Genomic DNA, 25,461 nt, shown 5'->3' on the forward strand with positions numbered 1-25,461 from the left:
GCCGGTCGCGGTGAAGTCGATCTCCTTGAGCTCGGGGTTGAACGCCTCGGCCTCCAGCAGGCCCTCTGACCTGCGGGTTGCGTCTTGGCGTCTACTTGGTCCGCCCTTCCGGCGAGGGCTTTCGGGCGAGCAGTCCCGCGAGCATGGTGCCCAGCATCTCGCCGTACATGGTGGCGAAGTCCACCCGTGAGCTGGCGAGCCGGGGATCGGCCGTGGCCTCGACGACGGCCGGGGACGGATTGCCGAATGGCCACAGACCCACCAGCACGACGACGGCGTAGTCCGTCAGCCTGATCGCGTCCTCCTCGGCAAGGGCCGGCACCCGCTCGCCGACCGCCTTCGCCAGCCTGGCGCGGTGTTCCTGGTAGGAGAGCTTGTACGTGTGCACGGCCTCGGACGAGACGTTCCGCTCCAGAACGCTCGGCAGCAGGCTCCACAGCTGGCACAGGACCGGCCGGGCGGCGAGGGAGTCAACCCAGGCCCGTATGACCTGTCCCGGCTCGCAGGGAGGAGCGGGCCATTCGCCGGCCAGGGCTTCGATCCAGGCGAGCCGCATCCGTTCCAGAAGCCCCAGGAAGACGCCGTCGCGGGTCTCGAAGTAGCGCACCACGTGCGTCTTGGACACGCCCAGCCGCCGCGCGAGCTCGCGGAGGCTGATCTTCTCGGCCGGCATCTCGCCCAGCAGCGCCTCGGCGGCGACGAGGATCTCCTGCCGGCGAAGCTCCCGCTGCTCAGGCCGCCTGGCCCGCTGGAAGGCCGGCGGCTCAGGAGCAACATGCAGAAGGCCCGCATCACTCTTGGGCACAGCGACATCTCCGTCCGGCCGATCGGCCTGGGCTGCATGGGGATGTCCCAGTTCTACGGAGACGCCGACGACAAGGAGTCCGTCGCCGCGATCCACGCCGCGATCGACGCCGGCATCGACTTCTTCGACACCTCCGACATCTACGGCGCGGCAGGGGCGGTCGTCGGCCGGCGGCAGAGAAGTTTCGGGCACAACGAAGAGCTGTTGGGCCGTGCCGTGCGCGGGATGCGCGACCAGGTGGTCCTGGCCACCAAGTTCGGCGCGCGGCTCGCCCCGGAGGGCGGGGTGGTCTTCGACGGGCATCCCGACTACGTGACCGCCGCCTGCGACGCCAGCCTGCGCCGCCTCGGCGTCGACCACATCGACCTCTATTACTGCCACCGCCATGACACCTCCGTGCCGATCGAGGACACCGTCGGCGCGATGGCCGCTCTGGTGACGGCGGGCAAGGTGCGCGCTATCGGGCTCAGCGCGGTCGGGCCGGACGTGCTTCACCGGGCGTCCGCCGTGGCGCCCCTCTCGGCCCTCCAGAGCGAGTACTCGCTGTGGGCCCGCGAGGTGGAGCAGGAGGTGCTGCCCACCTGCCGCGAGCTGGGCATCACCTTCGTCCCCTACAGCCCGCTGGGGCGAGCCGCACTCGCCGGCCGCTTCACCACCGGCACGTCGTTGTCCGCCGACGACTTCCGCTCCAGCCTGCCGAAGTTCGAGGGGGAGAACTTCGCGCACAACCTCCGCCTCATCGACGGGCTCAAGACGTTCGCCAGCGAACGGGGATACGCGCCCGGGCAGGTCGCCCTGGCCTGGCTGCTGGCCCAGCCGTATGACATCGTGCCCATTCCCGGCACGAAGCGGGCGGCGTACGCGCGTCAGAACATCGCCGCCACGTCCGTGCCGCTCAGCGCGGACGACCTCGCCTTGCTGGCGGACCTGTTCGACCCGGCGCGTGTACGAGGCGGCCAGTACGGCGCGCTCAACCAGCGCTCGCAGCACCGCACGCCGTCCGGAAAGACAGCGGAGGCCGGTAGCCCTCGCGGTAGTACTGCTCCCTGAACTCCTCCTTGCGCAGCAGGCCGGCCTCCGGCACCATGCCGAGTACCTGCCGGTCGTCGTCGATGACCGGAACGGCGCTGACGCCGGCCGCGATGAGCGTCTCCGCGATCTCTTTGAACGGGGTTGCGGCGGATACGGCGATGACCTTCTCCGTCGTCACGTCCGCGACGGTCATGCGCATGATGTCCTCCTTGTCGGCTACCCCCATCACACGCTTCAGAGGTGCCCCGGCTTGGAGGCGAAGGTCCCCGTCGGGGCGGTCGTTGGTCAGCGCGGCCGCCGCAGCAGCGCCTGCGGCGGCGGTACGCAGGGTGCTCCAGCCGCTGGTGAAGAACCGGAGACAGGCCGGGCGTTCCGAGGACCGCTCCGCCAGCTCGTGTAAGGGTTCTGCCCGTCCACGCTGGTCCGACTTATCGTGAAATAAGATGCTCGCATTCCTCCTGGAAAGGGGGCAGGATGCGCGACTTCTATGCGACGGTGGCGCAGGTGCTTCCCGTCGTATTACTGGCGTTCGTCTGGGACTCGAAGTATTTCGACGGCCTCTCCGAGCGGCAGCGAAATGTCCGGTTCTGGACGCTTAAGCGGGTCCGTATCTATGCCTTATCCGTGGCCACGGTCATCATCGCGGACCTGGCGGTCTGCCTGCTCGTCCTCGCCGGGACGGTGCCGGATTCGGCGGGGCTGCGAGGCGTCGTCATCGCCGGAGTGGCCCTCGGGCTGGTCAGCCTGCTGTACCGCATCTTCGCCACGATCATCACGAACACTCGCCCGGTGGATCGGGAGGGATGAAGGTGCGACTCAGGCACGTCGTGGTGATCGTTCCGGGTATTCTCGGGAGCGTCCTGTGTGACGAACGCGGCACGCGCGTATGGGGCGGGCTCCCGGAAGGGGTTCGCCGGCTGCTCCAGCCGGGCGCACTCGACATCGACGTTCCGCTTGAACCGGTGACGCTGATGCCGACGATCAGACTCATCGGGAAAACGCTGGCACCGGGATACGACAATCTGGTCAAACGCCTCCAGAACGCCTTCTCGAACGCGAAGGTCGCCACGATCGTGCCGGGCGGAGGTGGTGGCTCGTCCGGAAATATCCTGCTTTTTCCGTACGACTTCCGCTCGGGGGTCGCGACTGCTGCCGAACACCTGGCGCGGGCGATACGGGACCGTCTCGGCCCGCCGGAGCACAACCGGCGGCGCGTGATCGTCATCGGGCACTCGATGGGCGGGCTCGTCGCCCGGTACTGGCTGGGGCCGCTCAGCGGCGCGCCCTACTGCGCGTCCCTGATCACGGCCGGAACACCGCACCGAGGAGCGCCGAAAGCTCTGGACTGGCTGTGGAACGGCGTCGGCGCCGGAGCCGTACGCGACCCGCGGCTCACAAAGATCATGCGGCGCTGGCCGTCGGCGTACGACCTGCTGCCCCGCTACCGGACCGTCCTGGCCGGGAAACTGACCCCCGGGCTGGAACCGGGCGCCGACCCGGCAGCGCTCTACCCGGCCGACCTGCCGTGGCCTGACCGGGCCCAGGCCGAGCACGCGCGCCGCGCGTACGCCATGCACGAAGACATCGGCACCGCCTGGGAAGAGCTCGGCGAGCACGCGCCCGATCTCCTGCCGCTGTTCGCGCCCGGCCACGCCACGCTCGGCCGCAGCACGCTCAAGGACGGCCGCCTCAAGGTGGAGAAGGTCAACGCCGAATGGCTCCCGGAGCCCGAGCGCGGCGGCGACGGGACGGTGCCGTGGTTCTCGGCCGTGCCCATCGAGCTGGACGCGCAGCGGTCGCGGTGGCGGCCCGTCCGGGACCGGCACCTGCCGATGGCGTCCAGCCCGGCGATCCTCCAGGCGCTCGCACTCCTGTCCGGCGCCTCGACCTCCGCAACGCGCGGGGACACGCCCGAAAGGCCGTGGCTGGGACTCGACCTGGACGAGACGGTCCCGGCCGGGACACCGGTGCCGCTACGCGCACGCTGGCACGGCGCGGCCGTCGCGGAAGAAACCGTCGTGGAAGCCCGCGTCGCCGGTCAGGCCGTGCCCGGTGTGGCGACGGACGAGGGCGTCTGGGAGTTCGGCCTCCCGCCCCTGCCGCCGGGCGAGCATCGCGTCGAGGTCATCGCCCACACGCCCGGCCGGGACCCGGTGAGCTGCGCCGACGTCATCGGAGCCGTCGAACAGGAGACCTGAGCCATGAGCGGATGGCTGCGCTGGTCGAGGGACTCCGCGCCCGGGCTGCTCGCCGCGTACGTGCAGCGGGGCGTCGTCGGCAAGATGCTCGGCGACGACCGCCCGGCCCCCGGCGCGGGCGCGCGACTGGACCGGGCGCGAGCACTCTACGAGGCCTTCGCCCGGCGAGACATCACGTACGCGCACGAGGACCCGGCGAGCGACACGGCCGGCCAGATGATCAGGACCCCGGGGGAGGTGCTGCTGCATCACCGCCACGCCACCTGCCTCGACATCGCCGTCACATACGCGGGCGGCTGCCTGGATGCCGGCCTGCATCCCCTCATCGTCATCGCCGAACCTGCCACGGCCGGGGGAGCGTTCCATGCGCTCGTCGTCGTGTGGCTCGGCGGGGAGTACCAGCGTCCCGCGTCGTTCGACTATCCGCTGACGTCTCTCGTCCACCAGGAGATGCCCGCGGAGGTCGCGCTCGTCCAGGAGACGAACGGGACATTCCTCGCCATCGACGTCACCGGCGCGGCACACGGATACGGCGGACGAGCCGATCCACTGCCCTGGACAGACGCCGTCACAGCGGGCACAGAGCTGTGCGGACGCTGGAGCTTCGCGGTCGACATCGGGCTCTACGAGGGGGACGTCCTCCCGCAACCGGCGACACCCACGAACGACCCGCTCACGTTCCCGTACTACAAGGCGCGGACGAGGGCAGGACCCCTCGCCGAACTCCAGGCACGCAGAGGACGCATCCCGTTCGCGCCGCGCGAAGAACTCGACCTGCTCATCGATTGGTGCGAGGTCGCCGACCCGCAGAACCGTACGAAGATCACGATCCTGCACGGCCTCGGCGGAGCCGGCAAGACCCACCTGGCAGCCGAACTCGCCGCCACCATGGCCAACCGGGGCTGGCACACCGGCTTCCTCATCCGCAAACCCGACGACGTCCAACTCGCCTGGCTCGGCCGCCTCGTCTCACCCCTGCTCGTCGTCATCGACTACGCCGAAGCAGTGAAAGCGGAGGACGTCAACGCGCTGCTCCGCGCCGTCCGGGGCCGAGCCGCTCCCACGCGCGTCGTCCTGACCGCACGCCTGATGGGCGACTGGTGGACCGACCTCGAGGGCCTGCTGTCCGTCGACGACCACGACGTAGCCGTATCGCCCCGTCCCATCGAACCCCTGCACCCGGCACCCTTGCGCGTCTTCCTGCTCGCCTACCGCGCCTTCACCGGCCACGACCTCACCGCCCCCTCACCGGCGGACCTCCCGCAACCGGCCCAATGGACGACGCTCGACCTCGTCCTGCACGCCTGGCTCGCCGCCGAGGGTGTCCGCGACCTGCCGCGCGGCCACGCCCACCTCTACGAAGAGGTCATGCGGCGGGAGTTCCAGTACTGGCAGAAGACATACAGGGAGCGGCACGCGAGCGACGCGCCGTCGAAGCACACGTTCTGGTCGCTGGGAGCCTGCCTGGCGTTGCTGTCCCCACGCAAGGAACGCATCCCGGAACTGGTCACCGCGGTCCTGGGCATCGACGATCGGCTCGTACGGGACCATCTGGCCGACCTCATCGAAGAGATGCTCCACACCGACCCCGAGGCCGGCACCGTCTCCATCCGCCCCGACCCGATCGGCGCCCACCTCCTCGTACGTCCCCATCCCCGCGACCCCGACCTGCTCGACCGCTGCATCCAGGCAGCGACCGATGCGGAAGCGGCCCACGCATGCCTGGCGATCTCCCGCGCCGCCCAGAACGACACGGCGAAGGCGCGCGACCTCGCATCCGCAGCGCTCGGGCGCCGGCGAAATCTGTGGCAGGTCGCCTATATCGTCGCCGCAGCTCAAGGCGGCCCGTTCGTACCTGCCCTCGAAGCCCTGGCCCGCGAGCCCGATACACCGCTGCCGCTCGCGTCCCTCGCCGGACAGATCCCGATCCGGCACAGTGCGCTGGGCGGGCTAGCGCTGATCGCCGCAAAAGCCCAGGTATCGAGGGAGGCCGCAGCCGACGAAGAGGCGCTGGCCAGGCAAGCCTGGGCCCTCAATACTCTTGCCGTCCGGCAATCCGACGTCGGAGACCGGTCCGCCGCCCTGGCCACCATCCAGCAAGCCGTCGCACACTACCGCACCTTGACTGAGGCGAACCAGGAGGACTTCCTGCCCGATCTGGCCGGATCGCTGCAGAACCTGTCGAATCAGCAGGCCAAGGCCGGTGATCGGGAGGGTGCGCTGGAGTCGGTTCGGGAAGCCGTCGCCATTCACAGAGCCTTGGTCGAGGCGGACCAGGCTGCCTTCTTGCCGGACTTGGCCATGTCCTTGAGCAATCTTTCGGTCCATCAGTCCGCAACTGGGGATCAGAAGGGTGCCCTGGAGTCGGCCAGAGAAGCTGTCACCATCCACCGGGCTTTGATCGGGACGAACCATGTCGCCTCCCTGCCGGGCCTGGCCGGTTCGCTGCAGAACCTGTCGAATCAGCAGGCCGAGGCCGGGGATCGGGAGGGTGCGCTGAAGTCGGTTCGGGAAGCCGTTGCCATCCACAGGGCCTTGAGCAGCACGAACCCTGCTGGAGTCTTGCCGGACCTGGCCCAGTCGTTGGGCAACCTCTCCCTTCGGCAGGCTCAGTGTGGCGATCGGGAGGGTGCGCTGGGGTCGATCCAGGAGGCCGTCGTTCATCACCGCACCTTGGCCCAAGCCAACCCCACCGTCTTCCTGCCGGACCTGGCCATGTCGCTGCACAACCTGGCGCTTCGGCTGGCTGAGTGCGGGAATCGGGTGGCTGCGCTGGAGCCGGCTCAGGAAGCAGTGGCTCACTACCGCGCCTTGATCACGGCGAACGGTGCCCTATATCTGGACATGTTGGCCGCCGCGTTGCACACCCTATCGGTCCGGCAGTCCGAGACCGGGGATCGGGAAGGTGCGCTGAAGTCGATTCGGGAAGGCGTCGCCATCCGCCAGACCCTGGTCAAGGCGGACTCTGCTGCCTTCCTGCCTGGCCTGGCCGGCTCGCTGAACACCCTTTCCCTTCAACAGGCCGAGTGTGGGGACCGTCAGGGTGCGCTGAAGTCCAGCCATGAAGCGGTGGCTCATCACCGCACCTTGGCCGAGGTCAACCCCGGCGCCTTCCTGACGGACCTGCTCATGTCGCTGAACACCTTCGCTGACCTGCTGGAGAAGCTGGAGCGGGCGGGCAAGGTGGCCGGTGTTTGGTCGGAGATCGCATCCGGGCTTCGGCCGGGAGCACAGGCGGAGTGCCTGGCGCATCTCGTGGCCCGGCAGTTCGCCGACGGGCGTCGCTCGGCTGCGGTGAAGACGCTCACCCGGGCCATACAGTGCGCCGATGCGGACGAGGACCCGCAGTGGCGCGGCCGAGCGCGGCGAGCCCTGCAACGCGTCGGAGCCCAGCTGGCCGCAGAGGAGAAGAAACCGGAGAAGTGGCCGTACTGGGTCGTGTGCGACCTGAGCGACGAGGAGATGGAACGCCTCAACCGCTGGCTGACAGCGGCCGACTGGGAGACGAAGGCCGCGTACCTCCGCGCCGAATACACCGCGCTGTCCGGAGAAGACGGTCGATCCGCTCTCGACCTGGCCCAAGCCTGGTACCCGGAGTTCCACGGGCTGCAAGAGCTCTCCGGCCTGTTGGACGCCATCGAGGAGGGCGGCCTCGACCAGGTGATCGACCTCCTGACCGCCCACAACAGGCGCGTGCTCCTGACCCGTGCCTGGCTGAACAGTCCGGACTGGGATCAGTCGCGGGCGTTCCTCCGCGAGAACATCGAAGAACTGGCGCACCCGGAAACGGTGGCGCTGCTCAAGAGCACCGAGGACGAGATCGCCCACCAGCACGCGGCCATCCTGGAACTCCTGGAATCATTGGAGCTGGACGAGGTCTTCGACGCCGTGACGGACGTGACCGTGGCGGCTGATCACGGGTACCGGTTCCTGGAAGCCGGCGCCTGGATTAAACTCGCCCCCTTGTCACGAGCAGTTCCGCACCTGATGACGACGCCGTTCGTGTCGCCGTTCCTGGCAGCCGTGGCCGCGGTCCTCAGGGGTACACCCGAGGACGGATCCGACCCGGAGGCGTGGATGCGTACCGCCGCCGAAGCCGCCACGGACACGCAGCGCCGGGCGGGCGTCGCCCGTTTACGGCGGATGACCCGCCGCTTTCCCGAGCACGCCGCAGCGTTGGAACGGCTCATAGAGCTGCTGGAGGCGGAGCCCGCCGAAACCTGAGCGGCGGCGACCCGGCGTGGCAGCCTGAATCGCCCAGGGTTCGGTGGAGGCTTTCGACGGCAGCACGATAGAACAGCATTCGAGACCCCTGGTTGTGACGGACGTGATTGTGGTGACCAACCCGTCTCCAGGGGTTTCGCCATGATTGAGGCGGCTTCGGCGAGCTTTCCGAAGATGTCCATCATGTTGATGAGAGCGAGGGTGCAGGCGATGTGTTCGCACGCCATGAGAGCCTGCCCGCCGTGGCGCCTGGCAACAATGGCCACGACACCAGCCTTGGCCGCTACTGGTCCTGGAGGATGCGGCCGCGCAGCATCGTCTCCATGACCTTCATGAAGCGCTGCGTCCTGGCGGGGCCGATGATGAACGGGTTCTTCGTGGCTCCCGCGCGGAGTTGCTCGATGCGGGTCAGGCCGTAGTCGGCGCCGCCGTGGTTGTTCAGCTCGACGTCCACGCCGGCCCTGCGCATCGTGACGGCGGCCTCACGTACGGACGTCAGGTTCGTGCGCTTGGCCTCCGTCGTGGCGGGTGGGTTGGTGCCGCCCCACAGGATGGCGGTGTGGCGGCGGCCCTTCCAGCGGACCGGGAAGATGGGCGAGACGGTGCCGGGGGTGTGGCCCGGCGTGTGGTGGAAGACGATCGTGGTGTCGCCGAGGGTCAGCTTCTGGCCGTCGCTGATCTCCAGGTCGCGCTTGGGGGCGTGCTCGGGGCGCTCGGCGGCGATGAGGTCCCAGTCGGCCTTGTGCATCATGACGCGGGCGCCGTACGTGTCCGCGAGGTACTGCGCGCCGCCGAAGTGGTCGTCGTGACCGTGGGCGGCCACCACGTACTTGATGTGGGCGGGGTTCACGCCCACATCACGCAGACCAGGGACGATGATCTTTTTGGCGTCGTCCGGTGAGCCCATCGCGTCGATGAGGACGACGCCCTTCGACGTGAGCAGCGCCGTGGCCTGGACGAACGTGGTGCCGACCACCGCGACGTCGTCGAAGATCTTGAACGGCTTGACGGGCTGCACAGCCGGCATCTGGAGGCCGGGGGAGAGCGCCTTGACCAGGGCCTTCAGTACGGAGTCGTCGCCGGCGAGCTTGGCCGCGCGGTCGTAATAGTCCTGCGCGGTCTTGGGCGCGGTCTTGGGCGCGGTCTTGAGCGCGGCCGACGCCGGGCGCGCGCCTCCCGCCAGCGGTAGCAGAGTGGCAGCGGCCAGCACGGTACGGCGGGACGGCATGAACGGATACCTGCTTTCTCGAAGGCCCTTGTGACGTCCGGACAGCGAAGCAGACCTCGTTTCCGCATGTCCAATAGCGATCTTCATCGCCGACCGATAAGGGAGTCGATATCGCACCAGATCAGACGTGATCTCCACCCCAGGGTGGAGATCACACGCACTCATGCCTCGGGTTGAGGACACCCGGGCAGGGCGCCACTAGCGTCACCCGACGTGATCCAGGAGGTGCCACGCACATGGACAAACGTCAGCTCATCAAGGACCTGCTGTGGGACGTCGGCCTGCCCACGGTGGTCTTCTACCTCTGCCGCGCACTCGGTCTCGAGGCCCTCCCCGCCCTGGCCGTGGGCGGGCTCGCCGCCCTGGCGAGGGTGGGTTACGTCGCCGTCGTACGCCGCAGGCTGAACGGCCTCGCCGCCCTCGTCAGCGCCACCTTCGTCCTGCTGCTCGCCGCGTCGCTGCTCACCGGCGACCCCAGGATCCTGCTCGCCAAGGAGTCGATCCTGGCCGGCGCGGCGGGCCTGCTCCTCGTGGGCTCCTGCGTCATGGGGAGACCCATCGTGTACGCCGTCATCCGCCGCCTCGACGACGCCGAGCGCTGGGAGGAGCGGTGGCGTACCGAGCCCGCCCTCCGCCGCCACTTCACCACGCTGAGCCTCGTCATGGGAACGGGGCTGCTCCTCGACGCCGTCGTCCGGGGGGTTCTCATCTGCCTGCTGCCCATCGACACCATGGCGGGCTTGTCGATGGCGTTGCACGTCGCCACCCTCGCCCTGCTCGCGGTCTGGGTGCTCTGGTACCGCGGCCGCCGGGTCACCAGGTGACGGGCAGGCTCTTGACGCCGTAGATGTCGGCCATCTCCGGCCGCAGGGCGACCTCCTCGGAGGGTAGGGCCAGGCGCAGCGTCGGGAAGCGGTTGAACAGTGCGGGGAAGGCGACCCGCAGCTCCACGCGGGCGAGCTGCTGCCCCAGGCACTGGTGGATGCCGTGGCTGAAGGCGAGGTGGCCGCCGTCCTGGCGGCGCAGGTCGAGGGTGTGGGGGTCGGGGAAGCGGTCGGGGTCGCGGTTGGCGGTGCTGAGGGACAGGATGACCGTCGTGCCGGCCTCGATGGTGTGGCCGGCCAGCTCCACGTCCTCCAGCGCGACCCGGAAGAACTGCTTGGCCACCGACAGATACCTCAGGAGCTCCTCGACGGCCGAGGCGGGGTCGGCGTGCAGGGCGGCGACCTGGCCGGGGTTGCGCAGCAGGGCGAACGTGCCGAGGGCCAGCATGTTGGCGGTGGTGTCGAAGCCGGCCGACAGCAGGATCAGGGCCATGCCCTGCAGCTCCTCGTCGGTCAGGTCGCCGTCGAGGAGGTCGCTGAGCACGTCGTCGGTGGGGTGGGCGCGCTTGGCGGCAACCAGCTCGGCGAGGTACTGCTGGGTCGCGGCGTAGGCGGCGATCAGCTCGTCGTCGCCGGCCTCGCCGCCGAGGAACGCGTCGATGTTCTCCTGGAAGCGGTCCCGGTCCTCGTACGGGACGCCCAGCAGCTCGCAGATCACCATGGCGGGGATGGGCTTGGCGAACGCGGTCACCAGGTCGGCTCCAGGACCGGCCTGCTCCATGGCGTCGAGGTGCTCGGCGGTGATCTGCTCGACGCGTTCGGTGAGCTGCCGCATCCTGCGCACGGTGAACTTGCCGACCAGGGGCTTGCGGTAGCGGCCGTGCCGCGGCTCGTCCATGAGCAGGAACTCGCCGGGCGGCGCCTCGGGCACCTCGATGTCGCCGTAGTCGATGAGCGGGTGGTGGCGCATGAGCTCCCTGCGGGAGCTGAACCGGGGGTCGGCCAGGATCTGCCGGGCCAGGTCGAAACCGGTGACCAGCCACCCCTGGTGCCCGTCGGGGAAAGGGAGCCGGCTGATCGGGCCGTGCTCGCGGGCTTCGAGCAGCTCCCTGGGCGGGTCGAACGGGCACCCTGACGGGCGTTCGGTGGGCATCGACGGCAATGTGTGCATGATCGTCCTTAGAAAGGTACTTGGTGTTGCTAGGTACTGCTAGAAAGTAACACTGACTACCGCTACTTAGCAACAGCGAATAGCTGGGACGGGCCGCCCGGACTTGCGCCGAATCGCCGTAGTATCGGGCTATGACTTCTGGCCCCCCGGAACCCGTCCGCCGTGCCGACTGGCGCGTCTCGCATGACGAGCGCGAAGCGGTGGTGGAACGGCTGAACAATGCGGCGGCCGAGGGCCGGATCGACCTCGAAGAGCTGGACGTGCGGCTGAGCGCGGCCCTGAACGCCAAGACGTACGGCGATCTCGAGCGCCTCACCGCCGACCTGCCGCCGGAGGTCCCGGTCGATCAGGAGCCGCTGGTACTCAAGGGCGGCATGCACGGCGTCACCCGCACCGGGCGCTGGGACGTGCCGGGCCGCATCATCGTGTACGGCGGCATGGGCGCCGCCAAGCTCGACTTCACCCAGACCGAGTGCCGGCTGCCCGAGATCCAGATCGAGGTGCACGGCGAGATGGCCGGCGTCACGATCGTCATCCCCGACGGCTGGATCGCGGAGACCTCACGCATGAACCCAGGTCTGGGCGGCTTCAGAGACAAGACCACGCCCGACCGGCTGCCCAGGACCCCGCTGATCCGCCTGGCCGGCAGCGGCGGCGCCGGGGGAGTGGTCATCCGCCACGCCAACAGCTGGGAACGCCGCAAACTGCGCCGCCTCCAGGAGCGCTGAGCCCCGCATCCGTACGCCGTGCGCTCGCCAAGGAGCGCCGACTCCCTTGAAGCGCTGCGCAGCGGGACGCTGTGCGCTCGCCAATCCAAGCCGGGCGCGGTCGTCTCAGGCCGGCGGGTGCGCCCACTCGGCCGCGACCCCCGCCAGGTGATCACACACCTGACCGGCCCAGGGCGCGTCCCGCCCCCGCAACAGCGAGCCCAGCTCCCGCCAGGAGGAGGGGTCGTCCGGCGCGAGCACGACGGCCTGCTCGGGCGAGAGCCGCTCCCGCAGCCCGTCCGGCCTGGGCAGCATGGACGCCGTGCGATGGCCGGGCTCGCGCCAGCCGTCCGTCAAGGGCTCGTCCAGCAGGAAGCGCGGGATGAGCAGCGCCTCCCGGGCGAACCGGTCCCCGCTCACGTCGCCCTTGGCCCGGAAGACCTCGGCCAGCCCACGGCTGTGCCTGACGACCGACTCCATGACGGGCGCACGCGCCACCCGCAGGCTCGCCACCATCCCGCTGTAGTGCGCGTCCAGCTCCGACAGCTGCCCGTGCACGGCCCGCAGCCCCAGCGGCATGCGGGGCATGCTCCACTGCAGGACGTACAGGGTGACCTGGATGACGCTCTCGGCCCTGGTCAGTGCCATGAACCAGGAGTCGAACCCATCGGTCCGCCGAGCCTCCTCCAGCAGGCGGAACGCCCGCTCCACCAGCATCCCGACCAGTGAGGACGCCTCGGAGGAAAGGGGCCGCGGCTCTGGGTCGGCCTGCGCGTACGGGGTGGTCATCCACTCGTGGAAGCTGCCCGGCAGCCGCCCGTCGAAGAAGGTCCGGACCATCTCCTCGGCCGTCCCGCCCCCGGACCGCACCCGCAGCAGCAGGGTGATGGCCCGAGCCGCCCCTTTGACGTCCCGGCACAACCCGCACTCCACCACGTCCACGACATAACGGACGGCCGCTGACGGATCGCCCGTCCGAAGTGCATGGAAGAGGGCCGCCCGCAGCAGGCGGGCCGACTCCAGGACGCGGCTGTTGCCATCGCGGGCGTCCGCGGCCCAGGACCTTCTGACCGAGTCGTGCGCCTCCCACCGGGCCAGCAGATCGATGGCCCAGTGGGAGGGCGGGAAACCGAAGGAGGCGGGCAGGTAACCGCCCGGCTCACCCCCGCCCCGCCGCGCCAGCCACAGGAACGGGATGCGCATGGACGGGGCGAACTCCAGCCCGATCGCCCGCTCCAGCGCCTCGGCCAGCCGGACCGTCACGATGTGCCGGGGAACGCGGCTCTGGAGGTCACCGCCCGGGAAGCGCGACGGGCCGAGCACGGCATCGCAGGTGCCGGCGAACAACGCCTCCTGCGTCAACTCGCCGAGGACGCCCATGAGCGTCTCGGCGCCGGGCGGCGTCTCCCGGGCCTGCCACTGGATGTCGATCATCCCATCAGTCCGATCGTGCCGACGATGTCGCCGTAGTGCTCTCTCGCTGTGCGGAAGCCCTCGATCAGCCATTCGCGTACGGGTCTTCGGCCGGTCCGCTCGTACGCCAGCCCGCGCCGCGTCCACACCACGCCGAGGTCGTCGAGGAGCCTGCCGGGCTCGCCGGTGGTGGCGAGGTGGTCGATGTCGGCGAACGCCTCGCGCAGGAACGTCCGTACCTCATGCTCCGACGCCAAATGCCCCAGCGGCAGATAGAACCCTTCGGTGTCCTCGGACAGATCGAGGAAGACGGCGAGACCCGGCAATGGCGGCACCCGAGAACCGGCGAAAAGCGTGCGAATCATGTGATTCGCCGGATTAGCCCCTCTATCCAGCTCCGCCCACTGCCCGAACGCGTCCGACCCGAGCGGGACCGCGATCGGCGCGGACCGGTCGAGCGTGAACAGGACGAGCACGTCGGGCCCGCTGTCATCGGCCATCGTGCCGGAACGTACGTAGTCGGCGACGGCGGCGTCCCCGGTGGGATGAAAGGCCAGAAAACAGAAGACCGCCGAATGCTCTCGCAACTGCCGCATGTTCTCCGGCCGCAGCAAATCGGGCAGATGCCGGACATTTCCCGTATTGAAGCGCCCGACCGCCAGCGCCTCCTCCAAAATGGCCTGCAGAGAAATGACCAGCATGCCGTGCACGCTAATGCGCGAAACCGTGCTCCGCCGCAAGTTGCGGGAAATCACCTGAGCCGGATTCGGCGCTCCGATGCGCGAGAAGCCGCAGGGCGTCGGCGGACCCGGGGTCGTTCGGCGTGTAGACCTCGAGCCGGTGATCGGGACTGTCGGGCTGCAGCCACACCTGATAGCTGACGCCGGCCGCCCCGACGGTGGGGTGCCGCAGGTGCATGGTGCCGACCGTGCAGTCGGCCACCTCACCCTCGGCCCACAGCGTCGCGAACTCGGCACTCCGCATCGTCAGCTCACCGATCAGCTTCGCCAGCAGCGCGTCCGTGGGGAACCGTCCCGCCGTGAGCCGCAGGTAGGCGACGTGGACGCGGGCCAGCTCGTCCCAGTTGCGATGCAGGTCGCGGGTGAACGGGTCGAGGAAGAACATCCGGGGAACGGACGGGCGCCGCGCCGCCTCCTGCGGCGCCTCGAACGGGACGTGCTCGGCCAGGAGCGCGTGACCGGTACGGTTCCAGGCGAGCACGTCGCCCCGCCGGCCGAGCACGATCGCCGGCATCGCCTCGCTCAGAGACTCCAGGAGCGCGACGACCCGGGGATGCGGCTCCTCGGCAGGAGGCTCGGACAGGCCGGGGTTGCCGGGTTGCCGGGCGAGGTTGTGCAGGTGGACGGCCTCGATCGGGTCGAGCCGCAGCACCCGCGCGAGGGCGTCCAGCACCTGCTCGGACGCGCTCTCCGCCTGCCCCTGCTCCAGCCGGATGTAGTAACCGACGCTCACCCCCGCGAGCTGGGCCAGCTCCTCTCGCCGCAGGCCGGGGACGCGGCGCGTGGTCCCGTACGTACGCAGCCCGGCCATCTCCGGCGTGACCAGATCACGCCGGCGCTTGAGGAACGCCCCCAGACTCTCCATGCGACCGATCGTAGGCGGCCGGGCGCCCGCGTGGGTGACCCTGTCAGGTGCACCCATGGCAGGGGGATGGCTGACGATCCGGCCCCGGCCCGACAGTCAGGGACATGTCGCAACAACACACTGCACCGGGGCTGCGCGCCTGGCTCGGCCTCACCGTGGTCCTCGGGCCCGTCCTGCTCGTCTCCATGGACGGATCCATCCTCTTCCTGGCGATGCCCAGGATCAGCCAGGCCCTCCTGCCCACCGCCGACCAGGCCCTCTGGATCCTGGACGGCTACGGCTTCGCCGTCGGCTCCCTGCTGATCGCGTCCGGCAACCTCGGCGACCGGTACGGCCGGCTGAAGCTGCTCGTGATCGGCGCCACGGTCTTCGGCATCGGCTCCGCCCTGGCGGCCTACGCGCCGAACGCCGAGCTCCTCATCGCCGCCCGCGCGCTGATGGGAGTGGCGGGCGCGACTCTCCTCCCGTCGGCGCTGGCGGTGCTGAGCGAGCTGTTCGCCGACCCGCGACGCCGGGCGCAGGCGATCGGCGTCTTCGCCGCTGCGTTCGCCGCCGGGTTCGCCATCGGCCCGGTGGTGGGCGGTCTCGTGCTGGAGCGGTTCTGGTGGGGCTCGGTCTTTCTCGTCAACGTGCCGGTCGTCGCCCTGTTCCTGCTCCTCGCGCCCGGCCTGCTCCGCGAGGTGCGCACGAAGCGCGCAGGCAGGATCGACGCGCTCAGCGTCGTGACCTCCGCCCTCGGTCTTTTGCTTGTGATCTACGCTGTAAAGGCGGCCGCCACTGAGGGCCTGTCGGGCAGCACGGTGATCGCGGGCGTCGCCGGAGCGGCGCTCCTGGCCTGGTTCGCCCGCAGGCAACTGAGCCTCCGGCAGCCCCTGATGGACTTCTCGCTCTTCCGCGACCGGCTCTTCTCGCTGGCGATCGTCACCGGGCTGCTGCCGCTGGCGGCGTGGTCGGCGACCGCGTACCTGGCGGGCGTCTACCTGCAGTCCGTCCTCGGCCTGAGCGTCCTGCACGCGGCCCTGCTCGCGATCCCCGGCGCCGTCGTCCTGACCATCACGTGCGTCGTCACGCCCTCCGTGGCCGACCGCATCGGCAAGCGCACCGCCCTGATCGCCTGCCACTTCTCCATCGCGGGCGGCCTGCTGTTCCTGCTCCCCACGGCGATCACCGGCGGCATCGGCTGGTACGTCACCGCCACGGTCGTCACCGGAATCGGCTACGGCATCAGCTTCAGCGTCGTCGCCGACACCGCCGTCGGCGCCGTCCCCGTCGAGCGCGCGGGCGCGGCGGGCGCGATCGCGGAGACCAGCAACGAGCTGGGCAACGCCCTCGGCATCGCCCTGCTCGGCTCACTCGCCGCCCTGGTCTTCCGCCTCCAGGGCCCGGACCTGGCCCCCACCCTCGACGAGACGCTCCACCTGCGCGACCTGGCGCCCGCCCTGGCCACGGAGGCGAAGACGGCCTTCGTCACCGGCCTCCACGTGGTCGCCGCGGTGGCGAGCGCTCTGCACGTCGTGCTCGGCGTCGTGGCCGTCGCTACCCGAAGAGGTGGCGGTGGGCCCGGCTCCAGGCCAGTCGTTGCCGCAGGTCGTCGAGGTGGCCGCCGGCGACCCAGCGGACCTGCGGCTGGTGCCCGGCGCCGGCCAGCCGGCGAACCTGCTCGATCCCGTCCTGCTGAACGGCGATGACCGCGTCGGCCAGGCCCTCGGTAGAGGTCAGGCCGTAGGCGGCGGCGAAGAGCTCCAGGCGGTGGCGCCGGTCGGGCGGCTCGGGATAGCGGAGCCAGCGCAGGCATTCGGCGTCGTCGCGGAACGGCGCGACGTACTCCAGCGCGTGGGCGACATCGTGCAGCCGGGGCCCGGACCGGGCGTAGTCCCAGTCCAGGATCCCCACGGGCCGTTCGCCTCGCCAGACGATGTTCCACGGGCCGAAGTCGCCGTGGCAGATCACCTCGTCGTCGCGCGCGTCCGTCGTGAACCAGCGCATGCCGTCGGGCAGGCGGAAGCCCGCGATCGCGTCGTGGTAGTCGCGGAGGAGGCGGGCGAAGGAGGTCAGGCCCGTGTCGCCGGTGACCTTGGCCCAGCCCTGCGGGCCGGACTCGCCGTCCAGGTAGGTGAGGATCTCGCGGCCCTCGCCGTCGAGTCCCAGCACCCGCGGGGAGTAGGGGAAGCCCACGTCCTCCAGGTGCCGGAGCAGGGCGTGGACGGCGGGCGTCCACGGGTGGGTGGGCCGGCGGACGGTGTCGCCGATGCGTACGACCCTGCGATGGGCAGAGTCCTGCAGGATCTCCACGGGTTCCGACCCTAGCGCGCAGGGCCGGAATCACGGTCAGTGCTTGCGCTTGGCGGTACGGCCGAGGCGGAAGGCGGAGATGAGGAAGAAGATGCCGCCCGGGATGGCGTAACCGGCGGCGTTGGCCAGCGTCGGGTTGGGGGCGGCGGCGCCGAGGATGAACGAGGCGCCGGCGAGCACCGAGATGCCGCCGCTGAGGATCATCGGCCACTGGCCGCCCATCTTGCGCCGGGGCACGGCCACGATGAGCTGCACCGCACCGGCCACGATGGCCCACGCGCCCCAGACGCGCAGCACCGCGGGGATGCCGGAGGCGCACGCGATGGCCACGCCGATGGCGGTGATCGAGCTGACGGCGACGTTCACGTACAGGAGGGCAGGGGAGCCGGTCGCGCGCGAGGAGCGGGCGTCCACGATGGCGGCGCCGACGTCGAAGAGCGGATAGAGCACCAGCAGGGTGGCCGCGAGCGGGCCCAGGTTCGCGGCCGTCGTGAACATCACGAGGGCCCAGACGATGGCGAAGGCGAACCGGACGAAGTACAGCCGCCGCAGTGCGGACGCGGTCCCGGAAAGGCTGGGGGAGGCGGCGATGGAGCTCATGGTGGTCCTTTACACAGCGAGAAGGTGACGAGGAGGCCGCGCATGCGGGGTCGACTCGCCAAAACAGAACGTTCGGTCTTGCCTAGACTCCTCCCCGTTTGGCAAACTGTCAAGACCGAACGGTCTACCCACTAGGATGGTCACATGCGCACCGAAACCGAAGGCCGGCCGTCCGAAGCGCGGTCCCGGCTCCTCGACACGGCCACCCGGCTCTTCTACACGGAGGGCATCCACTCCGTCGGTATCGATCGCATCGTCGGAGAGGCCCAGGTCACCAGGGCCACCCTCTACCGGCACTTTCCCGGCAAGGAGGAGCTCGTCCTCGCCTACCTGGGCGGGGTCGATCGCGCCATCCGGGCACCCGCGGAAGAGGCCGCCGCCGGCCTGCCGCCCGCCGAGGCGATCCTCGCCATCAGCCGCTCCATCGCCCAGGGCATCCAGTCGGAGGGCTTTCGCGGCTGCGCGTTCCTCAACGCCGCCGCCGAATACCCCGACCCCGAGTCGCCGGTGCGCAAGGCCGTGATCGCCCACCGCCAGTGGTTCCTCGACACCGTCACGGGCCTGTTGGCCCAGATCCGCGAGGACGGCGCCGAGCCCGCCGGACGCCACTTCGTCATGATGCGCGACGGCGCCATGGCGGCCGGCTGCCTGTTCGACCCCGAGCTGATCAGCGACACGTTCCTGCACGGCGTCGAACGCCTGCTGGAGGTCTACACGACCAGCGGCGGCACCACCTCGGCCGGCGCCTGACGTCATCGGGTCCTCCCGCGTGGCGACCGCGCCGGGCGGGAGGGCCCGATGAATACTGGACGCCATGCGCGTCGACTTCGACCCCGAAGAGCTGGGCGGGGACGGCTTCTACCGGTTCCTGACCTCCGTGGTCGTGCCACGGCCGATCGCCTGGATCTCGACCGTCACCCCCGACGGAGCCGTCGAGAACCTCGCCCCGCACTCCTTCTTCAGCATCGCCAGCACCGACCCGCCGATCGTGCAGTTCACCTCGATCGGCCGCAAGGACTCGCTGCGCAACGTCGAGGACACGCCGGAGTTCGTCGTCAACTTCAGCTCCGAGCCGCTGATGCGCCAGATCCGCGACACCGCCACCGACGTCCCGCGCACGGTCGGCGAGTTCGACATGGTGGGCATCGAACGCGAGCCCAGCCGCCTCGTCCGCCCGCCCCGGGTGGCCGCCTCGCCCGTCGTCCTGGAGTGCCGCTCCCACACGACTCTGCGCATGGGCAACTCCACCCTGGTCTTCGGCCGCGTCTTCCTCGCCGCCGTGCACCAGGAGTACCTCGTGGGCGGCCGCCCGAACGCCGAACGCCTCCGCCCCCTGACCAAGCTGGGCGGCGACCAGTGGGGCACGCTCGGCGAGGTGCTGCACCTGGCGCGCATCCCGTACGAGGAGCCCGCCCGCTGAGCACCCTCAGGTGCGGTCCTCGACGGGAACGGGATCCGGCAGCGGGAACAGCGCCCGCCATCTCTCGATGAGCCCGCGATCTCCCTTCGCGGTGCCGCCGTCCAGCAGCTCATCGAGGGGCCGGTCGGTGCGGAGCAGGGCGAGCAGGGTGTCCAGGTCGGTGGCCAGCGTGGCGTCGGGATCGTCAGGCTCGCCCCGGCTGACCGCGATGCGCCCATCGGCGACGGTCACCGTGAAGTCGTCCTCGCCGACGCGGAGGCCGAGGGTCGCGGCGAACCCTTCTGCGGCGCGGGCGTCGAACAGCGCCTCCAGTGACAGCAGCACCGAGTCGACCCCGATCGGCGCGTCAGGCCGCAGGCCCGGCGAACGGCCGCCCCACCTGGCCAGCGACACCACGATCGGTCCCAGCTCGGCACCCCACCGGGTCAGTTCGTAGACCCAGGACGCGGCGGGTCTGGCCAGCCGGCGGCGGCGTACGACCCCGGCCGCGGCCAGCTCGCGCAGCCGCTGGGTGAGGATGTCGGTGCTCACCCCGGGCAGCCCGGTCTGCAGGTCGGTGAATCGCTTCGGCCCCAGCAGCAGCTCCCTGACCACCAGCAGCGCCCATCGCTCGCCGACCAGGTCGAGGGCGTGCGCGACCGCGCACCCGTCGTCGTATTTCCGCTTGCCCGCCACAGGGCGATGCTAGCGCACCTCATGGGACAAGCCACCTATCTACTTGGATTTTCCAAGTGAACACTGCTACTGTCCAAGTCCGGTTGAGAGACAACAAGGAGGCGGCACATGCCCGTGTTCACCATCGACGCCCCTGAGGGCGCGTCGCCGGACGCGAAGCGGAAGATGCTCAAGGAGATCACCGAGGCGCTCGACGGGGCGTACCGCATCCCCGACACGCGGGGCTGGGTGCGCGAATACCCGGCGGAGAACGTCTCCCAGGACGGGCGGGTCGGCGCCGACCCGGTGCGCCCGGTCTGCACGCTGGAGGCGCCCGAGCTGTACCGGCTGGACGCCAAGCGCGAGGTGGTACGGAAGATCGAGGCGGCCATCACCGGCGCCTACAAGGGCATCGCCGACACCGCGGAAGTGCTGGTGCTGATCAACGAGTACCCGCTGCACAACGTCGGGTGGCGCGGCAGCCTGCAGTCGGACAAACCCGAGATCGTGGCCGCCGTGACCCAGGCCAACGGCTAGGTCCTTCGGTAGTGCGGCATCGCCGGTGCATCGGCTCGGTGATGCCGCCCGGCGCCTGATCCGACGCCTCCAGCCCCCCGGCCGCCGGGCGCGGTTCAGGGTTTGCGTTCGCGGACCTCCCGGCAGGGTTCAAGGAGCGGGTCGCCGCCCAGGTGCCCATCGGGCGGCTCGGTGAGGGGGCGGGAGATCGCCACCGCCGCGCTCTTCCTCGCCTCCGCCGACTCGAGCTTCGTCACCGGCATCGACCTCCCCGTGGACGGCGGTATCGGCCAGGTGTGATCGCGAGTACAGTGCTCCTTCGACCCCGAGGTGAAGGAGCCGCCGATGTACCCCGATGACACGATGGCCCGCATCGGCGAGGGGGTCGAGCTGCACCACCGGCGTGGTGAGCGTGACGCGGCCCGTGAGCTGTTCGCGCGGATCTGGGAGGACATCGGGGGCGAGCAGGGTGATCCGCTGCACGTCTGCGTGCTCGCTCACTCCATGGCCGACGTGCAGGACGACGTGCACGAGGAGCTGACGTGGGACCTGCGGGCGCTGGCCGCGGCCGATCGCGTCACCGATGAGCGGGTGGCGGAGGCAGGGGTGCCGCTGTCGGTGGCCGGCCTTTATCCGTCGCTGCACCTCAACCTGAGCGAGTGCTACCGCAAGCTGGGCGATCTCGACGGCGCCCGCGAGCACCTGCAGCGGGCGCGGGATGAGATCCACGTGCTCGGCGACGACGACTACGGCCGGCTCATCAAAGACGGCCTGGAGCGGATCGCCAAGCAGCTCGACGAAGCGACCTGAGGGGCCGGCTGCCAAGGTGCAGGGAGCCGGGTGGCGCCTTTAGACGGCGTGGCCGTTCTTCAAGCGCAGGAAGTCGGCGCGGGGCGCATTGACGGTCGGCCGCCGGTCGGCGGGATCCGTCGATGACCACCGAGCGGTAGGCGATGGAGGCGGCGCGGATGCCGGCCAGAGATCGTGGCGAGCATGACGGCGGGCGCGATCAAGAGGTGGGCGGCTCCTCCAGCTTGGCGGCGATGGCCTCCAGGGCGGACAGGTCCGCGGGGGAGAGGCGGTCGATCACGTGGCGGCGCACCGACTCGAGGTGGGCAGGGGCGGCGTCCTCCAGGGTGCGCAATCCGTGCTCGGTGAGGACGAGGTAGCAGCCCCTGCCGTCGTCGGGATCGGGCTCGCGCCGCACCAGGCCGCGCTCCTCCATGCGGGTGGCGTGCCGGGACAGGCGGCTGCGTGACCAGCCCATCTTGGCGGCCTGCTCGCGCAGCGTGGCGGTGTGGCCGGGCCGCTCCGACAGTGTGCTGAGCACCTCGTAGTCGGGCTCGGACAGGCCGATCTCGGCGAGGTCGTGGGCGGTGCGCGTCTGGATCGCGATCATCATGCGGCGCAGGGCGCGCCAGGCGCGCTCCTCGTCGGCGTCGAGCCAGCGCACCGTTCTCGTTGACATGTAAACAAGGTACCAGCTACGGTCGTTTCCATGTCAACGAAATCCCTGCGGATCCTCGTCCTCACGTGCAGCACCCGCCCCGGCGCCCTCGGCCCCGTCGTGAGCGGGTGGCTGACCGGCACGCTCGCGGCGCGGGCCGCCGAGCTGGGCGCCGAGCTCGTACCCGTCGCCCTGAGCGACCTCGACCTGCCGTTCCTCGACGAGGAGGACGAACCCGCATCCGGCCGCTACCGCAACGAGCACACCAAGCGGTGGAGCGCCATGGTGGACGCCGCCGACGGCTTCATCGCCGTCACCCCCGAGTACAACTACGGCATGCCCGCCGCCTTCAAGAACGCCCTCGACTACCTGGGACGCGAGTGGGCGTGGAAGCCCATGGGCTTCGTCAGCTACGGCAACACCTCGGCCGGCACCCGGTCGGTCCAGCACGCCAAGCAGGTCGTCACCACGCTGCGGCTGGTCCCGCTGGGCGCCACCGTCGCCCTGCGCATCGCCGACGCCATTTCCGGCGGCACCCTCCGCCCGGATGCCGGACGTGACCAGGCCGCCGCCGGCGTCCTGGACGAGCTCGTCCGCCTCGCCCATGCCCTGCGGCCGATGCGCGAGCGCACGCGTCCCGGCGCACGACCGGACCTGCTGCCTGGCGCGTACGCCAGGACGCTGACCCCCGACGACGCCCCCGACGTCCTGGTGCTCCAGCGCTGCTGCTGGGTGGAGGAGGCGCTGGCCAACGACACCCTGGACATCCCCGCGCTGGGGGAGTCGCTGGACGACGTGCGCGCCTGGCTGGCGACCTGGAACGTCACCGGCCTGTGGCGGGACGGCCGGCTGCTCGGCATGGTGCGCACCCGCCGCGTGGACGACGACTGGCACATCGGCCGCCTCGCCGTCGTGCCCGACCTGCGCGGCCAGGGCGTGGGACGCCGTCTCCTGCACGACGCCGAGTCCGCCGCCGAAGCCGGCTGCCGCCGCATGGTCCTGTCCACCGGCGCCCGAAGCGCCCGCAACCTCCGCATCTACCAGGCCCAGGGCTACCGGCTGGAGTCGTCCGACGGCGACACGGCCACGCTGGTCAAGCCCGTGCCCGCGTACGCGATGGCGGGCTGACTAGACCAGCCCCAGTTCACGGGCCCGGACGCCCGCCTGGAAACGGGACTCCGCGCCGAGCGCGTCCATCAGCTCGGCCACCCGCCGCCGGTAGGTCCGCACGCCCAGCCCCAGCCTGCGGGCCGCGGTCTCGTCCTTGACCCCCTGGCCGAGCAGGTCGAGCACGGCGGGCGCGAGCTGCCGGATCTCGGCGACCTGCGCGTCGTAGACGGCGAGGTCGGTCGCCGACCGCCAGGCCGTCTCGAACAGCGACATCACGCCCTGCACGATCTCCGGCTGCGAGATCACGCTGTAGCCGCGCCGACCGGCCCTGAGGTCGCCCGCCAAGATCACCACCCGGCGGTCGAGGATGATCGTCTCGTTGAGCTCCTCTTTGCTGATGCGGATCTCCGCGCCGAGGCTGTCGCGGCGCCGGGCCAGCTCGCGCGCGGACACCGAGTCGAGCAGCAGGCCGGGCCGGTAGAGCTTGCGGACGCGGAGGTCGCCGGGGTAGCCATCGGGCATGGGCGGCATCTCGGGCGAATGGTCGTAGGCCCAGGTGGCGAGGTCGTTGGCGGCGCAGGCCAGGTCGGTGACGGCGGCGAACAGGTGAGCGGTCCTGCGGAACAGCTCCTCCTCGCCGTACACGACCGCGACCGCTTCGCTCACGCGGGTCAGTCCGTTGCTCACCCCTCGATTCTGCGCCATGCTCCCACGGTACGGGCAGGTCGGCAGCTTGTTGCCAGACCGCGGCTGATGGCGAGCCCGGCCTGCACGCTGAGCCCCATGACGACTCACCTGAACAGCACCCCTGACGCCGCCGCCGCGGGCACCTGGCGGCTCGGCGACCGTACCGTCAACCGGATCGGCTACGGCACGATGCGCGTGGCGGGCACGCCGACCGATCCCAAGCCCAAGGACCGCGCCGAGTCGATTGCCGTGCTGCGCCACGCCGTCGAGCTGGGCGTGAACCACATCGACACCGCCGCCTTCTACTTCCTGCCCACCCGCTCGGTCAACGAGCTGATCAGCACGGCGCTCCAGCCCTACGCCGAGGAGCTGGTCATCGCCACGAAGGTCGGGCCTGGCCGGTCGCGGGACGGCGGCTTCGAGGAGTACGCCGGGCCCGAGGAGCTGCGCGCCCAGGTCGAGGAGAACCTGCGCCAGCTCGGACGCGACCACCTCGACCTGGTCAACCTGCGCTGGGGCGCCGGCCTCGAACGCGTGCCCGGCTCCCTGGCCGAGCACTTCGGCTCCCTGGCCGCGCTGCGCGAGGCCGGACTGATTCGCGACCTCGGCGTCTCCAACGTCACCGAGGAGCAGCTCGTGGAGGCGATGGAGATCGCTCCGGTGGTGTCCGTGCAGAACCGGTACGGCCTGACCGAGCGCGAGGACGACGCGCTGGTGGAGACGTGCGGGCGGCACGGCATCGCTTTCGTGCCGTTCTTCTCCGTCGCCGCCGCCATCCCCGGCGCCCTTCCGCACGGCGACCACCACGAGGCGGGCCAGGCGGAGGTCGCCGAGGTCGCGCAGGCCCACGGCGCCACCCCCGCGCAGGTCCGCCTCGCCTGGACCCTGCACCGCGGCGACCACGTCCTCGCCATCCCCGGCACCGGCGACCTCGCCCACCTGGAGGAGAACATCGCCGCCGGCGCCCTCCGGCTGACCGCCGACGAGATGGCCCTGCTCGACGGCATCGCCGAACTGTCATAGCCCGCTGACATACTCGGCGCATGCGAAGCGTGTACGAGGCGGCGGGCGGCGACGAGGGCCTGCTCCGCCTGGCCGAGGCGTGGCATGCCAGGGTGATGGCCGACGACGTCGTCGCCCACGCCTTCAGCCAGGGGTTCCACCCCCGGCACAGCGAACGGCTGGCCGCCTACTGGGCCGAGGCCCTCGGCGGGCCCGCCACCTACTCCGCCTCCCACGGCGATGAGACGCAGGTCGTCCGCCTGCACAGCGGCAACGGCCCGCATGAGGAGATGGACCGCCGCGCGATCGCCTGCTTCGACCAGGCGCTCGACGACGCCGGCCTCGGGGCGGACGAGCGGCTGCGCCAGGTGCTCCACGACTACTTCACCTGGGCCACCACCACGGCGATGGCCCGCTACCCCGACTCGCCCGACGACGTCCCCGAGGGCATGACCATTCCCCGGTGGTCGTGGGACGGCTTACAACGCTGAATCCCTCGACGCATACCGCCGACATACCGCGGCTC

26 protein-coding genes and 1 pseudogene are annotated in these 25,461 nt (G+C 70.5%); 15 read left to right on the forward strand and 12 right to left on the reverse strand.

Features of this window, described 5'->3' with window-relative positions; translation table 11 throughout:
* Positions 1-91 precede the first annotated feature (91 nt).
* Complete coding sequence (locus AB0K28_RS36870; protein ID WP_364379118.1) at positions 92-805, reverse strand: TetR family transcriptional regulator; 714 nt, start codon at positions 803-805, stop codon at positions 92-94.
* Here AB0K28_RS36870 and AB0K28_RS36875 point away from each other — a divergent pair.
* Positions 776-1,855 carry an aldo/keto reductase gene (locus AB0K28_RS36875; RefSeq protein ID WP_345408036.1) on the forward strand — a complete coding sequence of 360 codons (1,080 nt, stop codon included), beginning with the start codon at positions 776-778 and terminating at the stop codon, positions 1,853-1,855. The two genes, AB0K28_RS36870 and AB0K28_RS36875, sit on opposite strands and share 30 nt — an antisense overlap.
* Here AB0K28_RS36875 and AB0K28_RS36880 read toward each other — a convergent pair.
* Positions 1,776-2,036, reverse strand: coding sequence for a CBS domain-containing protein (locus AB0K28_RS36880; protein WP_345408034.1), 261 nt, complete (start codon positions 2,034-2,036; stop codon positions 1,776-1,778). The genes AB0K28_RS36875 and AB0K28_RS36880 overlap by 80 nt on opposite strands.
* Before the next feature lie 275 nt (positions 2,037-2,311).
* On the opposite strand from AB0K28_RS36880, the gene AB0K28_RS36885 reads away from it, so the two are divergent.
* The 3 genes from AB0K28_RS36885 to AB0K28_RS36895 all read left to right on the forward strand — a co-directional run bounded on the left by AB0K28_RS36885 (position 2,312) and on the right by AB0K28_RS36895 (position 8,259).
* Complete coding sequence (locus AB0K28_RS36885) at positions 2,312-2,644, forward strand: hypothetical protein (protein ID WP_345408032.1); 333 nt, start codon at positions 2,312-2,314, stop codon at positions 2,642-2,644.
* Between the two features lie 164 nt (positions 2,645-2,808).
* A complete protein-coding gene (locus AB0K28_RS36890) occupies positions 2,809-4,035 on the forward strand; it encodes a hypothetical protein (RefSeq protein ID WP_364379122.1) in 1,227 nt (408 codons plus the stop codon).
* Between the two features lie 3 nt (positions 4,036-4,038).
* A complete protein-coding gene (locus AB0K28_RS36895) occupies positions 4,039-8,259 on the forward strand; it encodes a tetratricopeptide repeat protein (RefSeq protein ID WP_364379125.1) in 4,221 nt (1,406 codons plus the stop codon).
* Between the two features lie 283 nt (positions 8,260-8,542).
* On the opposite strand, the gene AB0K28_RS36900 is transcribed toward AB0K28_RS36895, so the two are convergent.
* Positions 8,543-9,487 carry an MBL fold metallo-hydrolase gene (locus AB0K28_RS36900; RefSeq protein WP_364379128.1) on the reverse strand — a complete coding sequence of 315 codons (945 nt, stop codon included), beginning with the start codon at positions 9,485-9,487 and terminating at the stop codon, positions 8,543-8,545.
* Between the two features lie 236 nt (positions 9,488-9,723).
* On the opposite strand from AB0K28_RS36900, the gene AB0K28_RS36905 reads away from it, so the two are divergent.
* On the forward strand, positions 9,724-10,311 hold the full coding sequence (locus tag AB0K28_RS36905; RefSeq protein ID WP_364379131.1) for a VC0807 family protein: 588 nt from the start codon (positions 9,724-9,726) through the stop codon (positions 10,309-10,311).
* On the opposite strand, the gene AB0K28_RS36910 is transcribed toward AB0K28_RS36905, so the two are convergent.
* Positions 10,301-11,464, reverse strand: a complete 1,164-nt coding sequence (locus tag AB0K28_RS36910; protein WP_364379134.1) for a cytochrome P450 — start codon at positions 11,462-11,464, stop codon at positions 10,301-10,303. The two genes, AB0K28_RS36905 and AB0K28_RS36910, sit on opposite strands and share 11 nt — an antisense overlap.
* A 149-nt stretch (positions 11,465-11,613) precedes the next feature.
* On the opposite strand from AB0K28_RS36910, the gene AB0K28_RS36915 reads away from it, so the two are divergent.
* Positions 11,614-12,210, forward strand: coding sequence for a DUF1707 domain-containing protein (locus AB0K28_RS36915; RefSeq protein WP_364379137.1), 597 nt, complete (start codon positions 11,614-11,616; stop codon positions 12,208-12,210).
* Positions 12,211-12,315: 105 nt separating this feature from the next.
* On the opposite strand, the gene AB0K28_RS36920 is transcribed toward AB0K28_RS36915, so the two are convergent.
* From AB0K28_RS36920 to AB0K28_RS36930, 3 genes are read right to left on the reverse strand one after another with little or no spacing between them, the layout of a single operon-like run.
* Positions 12,316-13,623, reverse strand: a complete 1,308-nt coding sequence (locus AB0K28_RS36920; protein WP_364379140.1) for a hypothetical protein — start codon at positions 13,621-13,623, stop codon at positions 12,316-12,318.
* On the reverse strand, positions 13,620-14,312 hold the full coding sequence (locus tag AB0K28_RS36925; protein ID WP_364379143.1) for a hypothetical protein: 693 nt from the start codon (positions 14,310-14,312) through the stop codon (positions 13,620-13,622). Before AB0K28_RS36925 ends, AB0K28_RS36920 begins: the two co-directional genes overlap by 4 nt.
* A gap of 1 nt (position 14,313) precedes the next feature.
* Complete coding sequence (locus AB0K28_RS36930; protein ID WP_364379146.1) at positions 14,314-15,207, reverse strand: helix-turn-helix transcriptional regulator; 894 nt, start codon at positions 15,205-15,207, stop codon at positions 14,314-14,316.
* 104 nt (positions 15,208-15,311) lie between these two features.
* Between AB0K28_RS36930 and AB0K28_RS36935 the strand changes: the two genes are divergently transcribed.
* Positions 15,312-16,895, forward strand: a complete 1,584-nt coding sequence (locus AB0K28_RS36935) for an MFS transporter (protein WP_364379149.1) — start codon at positions 15,312-15,314, stop codon at positions 16,893-16,895.
* 115 nt (positions 16,896-17,010) lie between these two features.
* Here AB0K28_RS36935 and AB0K28_RS36940 read toward each other — a convergent pair.
* Both AB0K28_RS36940 and AB0K28_RS36945 read right to left on the reverse strand, forming a co-directional pair.
* A pseudogene (locus tag AB0K28_RS36940) lies at positions 17,011-17,193 on the reverse strand (phosphotransferase); the annotation flags it as partial.
* 342 nt (positions 17,194-17,535) lie between these two features.
* Positions 17,536-18,099: a hypothetical protein gene (locus AB0K28_RS36945; protein ID WP_364379152.1), complete on the reverse strand. Its 564-nt coding sequence runs from the start codon at positions 18,097-18,099 to the stop codon at positions 17,536-17,538.
* Between the two features lie 144 nt (positions 18,100-18,243).
* Here AB0K28_RS36945 and AB0K28_RS36950 point away from each other — a divergent pair, with 144 nt between their 5' ends.
* Both AB0K28_RS36950 and AB0K28_RS36955 read left to right on the forward strand, forming a co-directional pair.
* Positions 18,244-18,849 carry a TetR/AcrR family transcriptional regulator gene (locus AB0K28_RS36950; protein WP_345408008.1) on the forward strand — a complete coding sequence of 202 codons (606 nt, stop codon included), beginning with the start codon at positions 18,244-18,246 and terminating at the stop codon, positions 18,847-18,849.
* 64 nt (positions 18,850-18,913) lie between these two features.
* Entirely contained in the window at positions 18,914-19,519 is a 606-nt protein-coding gene (locus tag AB0K28_RS36955) for a flavin reductase family protein (protein WP_364379155.1), read from the forward strand.
* Between the two features lie 6 nt (positions 19,520-19,525).
* On the opposite strand, the gene AB0K28_RS36960 is transcribed toward AB0K28_RS36955, so the two are convergent.
* Positions 19,526-20,194 carry a helix-turn-helix domain-containing protein gene (locus AB0K28_RS36960; RefSeq protein ID WP_364379158.1) on the reverse strand — a complete coding sequence of 223 codons (669 nt, stop codon included), beginning with the start codon at positions 20,192-20,194 and terminating at the stop codon, positions 19,526-19,528.
* A gap of 108 nt (positions 20,195-20,302) precedes the next feature.
* Here AB0K28_RS36960 and AB0K28_RS36965 point away from each other — a divergent pair, with 108 nt between their 5' ends.
* From AB0K28_RS36965 to AB0K28_RS36975, 3 genes are all read left to right on the forward strand, one after another.
* Entirely contained in the window at positions 20,303-20,710 is a 408-nt protein-coding gene (locus AB0K28_RS36965) for a hypothetical protein (protein WP_364379161.1), read from the forward strand.
* 171 nt (positions 20,711-20,881) lie between these two features.
* Positions 20,882-20,989, forward strand: a complete 108-nt coding sequence (locus AB0K28_RS36970; protein ID WP_364379164.1) for an SDR family oxidoreductase — start codon at positions 20,882-20,884, stop codon at positions 20,987-20,989.
* Between the two features lie 45 nt (positions 20,990-21,034).
* Positions 21,035-21,499 carry a hypothetical protein gene (locus tag AB0K28_RS36975; RefSeq protein ID WP_364379167.1) on the forward strand — a complete coding sequence of 155 codons (465 nt, stop codon included), beginning with the start codon at positions 21,035-21,037 and terminating at the stop codon, positions 21,497-21,499.
* Positions 21,500-21,698: 199 nt separating this feature from the next.
* On the opposite strand, the gene AB0K28_RS36980 is transcribed toward AB0K28_RS36975, so the two are convergent.
* Positions 21,699-22,157: a MarR family transcriptional regulator gene (locus AB0K28_RS36980; RefSeq protein WP_364379170.1), complete on the reverse strand. Its 459-nt coding sequence runs from the start codon at positions 22,155-22,157 to the stop codon at positions 21,699-21,701.
* 30 nt (positions 22,158-22,187) lie between these two features.
* Here AB0K28_RS36980 and AB0K28_RS36985 point away from each other — a divergent pair, with 30 nt between their 5' ends.
* Positions 22,188-23,264, forward strand: coding sequence for a GNAT family N-acetyltransferase (locus AB0K28_RS36985; RefSeq protein ID WP_364379173.1), 1,077 nt, complete (start codon positions 22,188-22,190; stop codon positions 23,262-23,264).
* Here the strand turns inward: AB0K28_RS36985 and AB0K28_RS36990 are convergent, their stop codons facing one another.
* The gene (locus AB0K28_RS36990) at positions 23,265-23,951 is read right to left on the reverse strand and encodes a DNA-binding response regulator (RefSeq protein WP_364379181.1); all 687 of its coding nucleotides are present in this window, start codon (positions 23,949-23,951) and stop codon (positions 23,265-23,267) included.
* Between the two features lie 78 nt (positions 23,952-24,029).
* Between AB0K28_RS36990 and AB0K28_RS36995 the strand changes: the two genes are divergently transcribed.
* On the forward strand, positions 24,030-24,956 hold the full coding sequence (locus tag AB0K28_RS36995; protein WP_364379184.1) for an oxidoreductase: 927 nt from the start codon (positions 24,030-24,032) through the stop codon (positions 24,954-24,956).
* 20 nt (positions 24,957-24,976) lie between these two features.
* Entirely contained in the window at positions 24,977-25,426 is a 450-nt protein-coding gene (locus AB0K28_RS37000; RefSeq protein WP_364379187.1) for a group II truncated hemoglobin, read from the forward strand.
* The last annotated feature ends 35 nt before the right edge of the window (positions 25,427-25,461 follow it).

It is taken from the genome of Nonomuraea sp. NPDC049504, from assembly GCF_040676845.1.
GTDB lineage: Bacteria > Actinomycetota > Actinomycetes > Streptosporangiales > Streptosporangiaceae > Nonomuraea > Nonomuraea salmonea.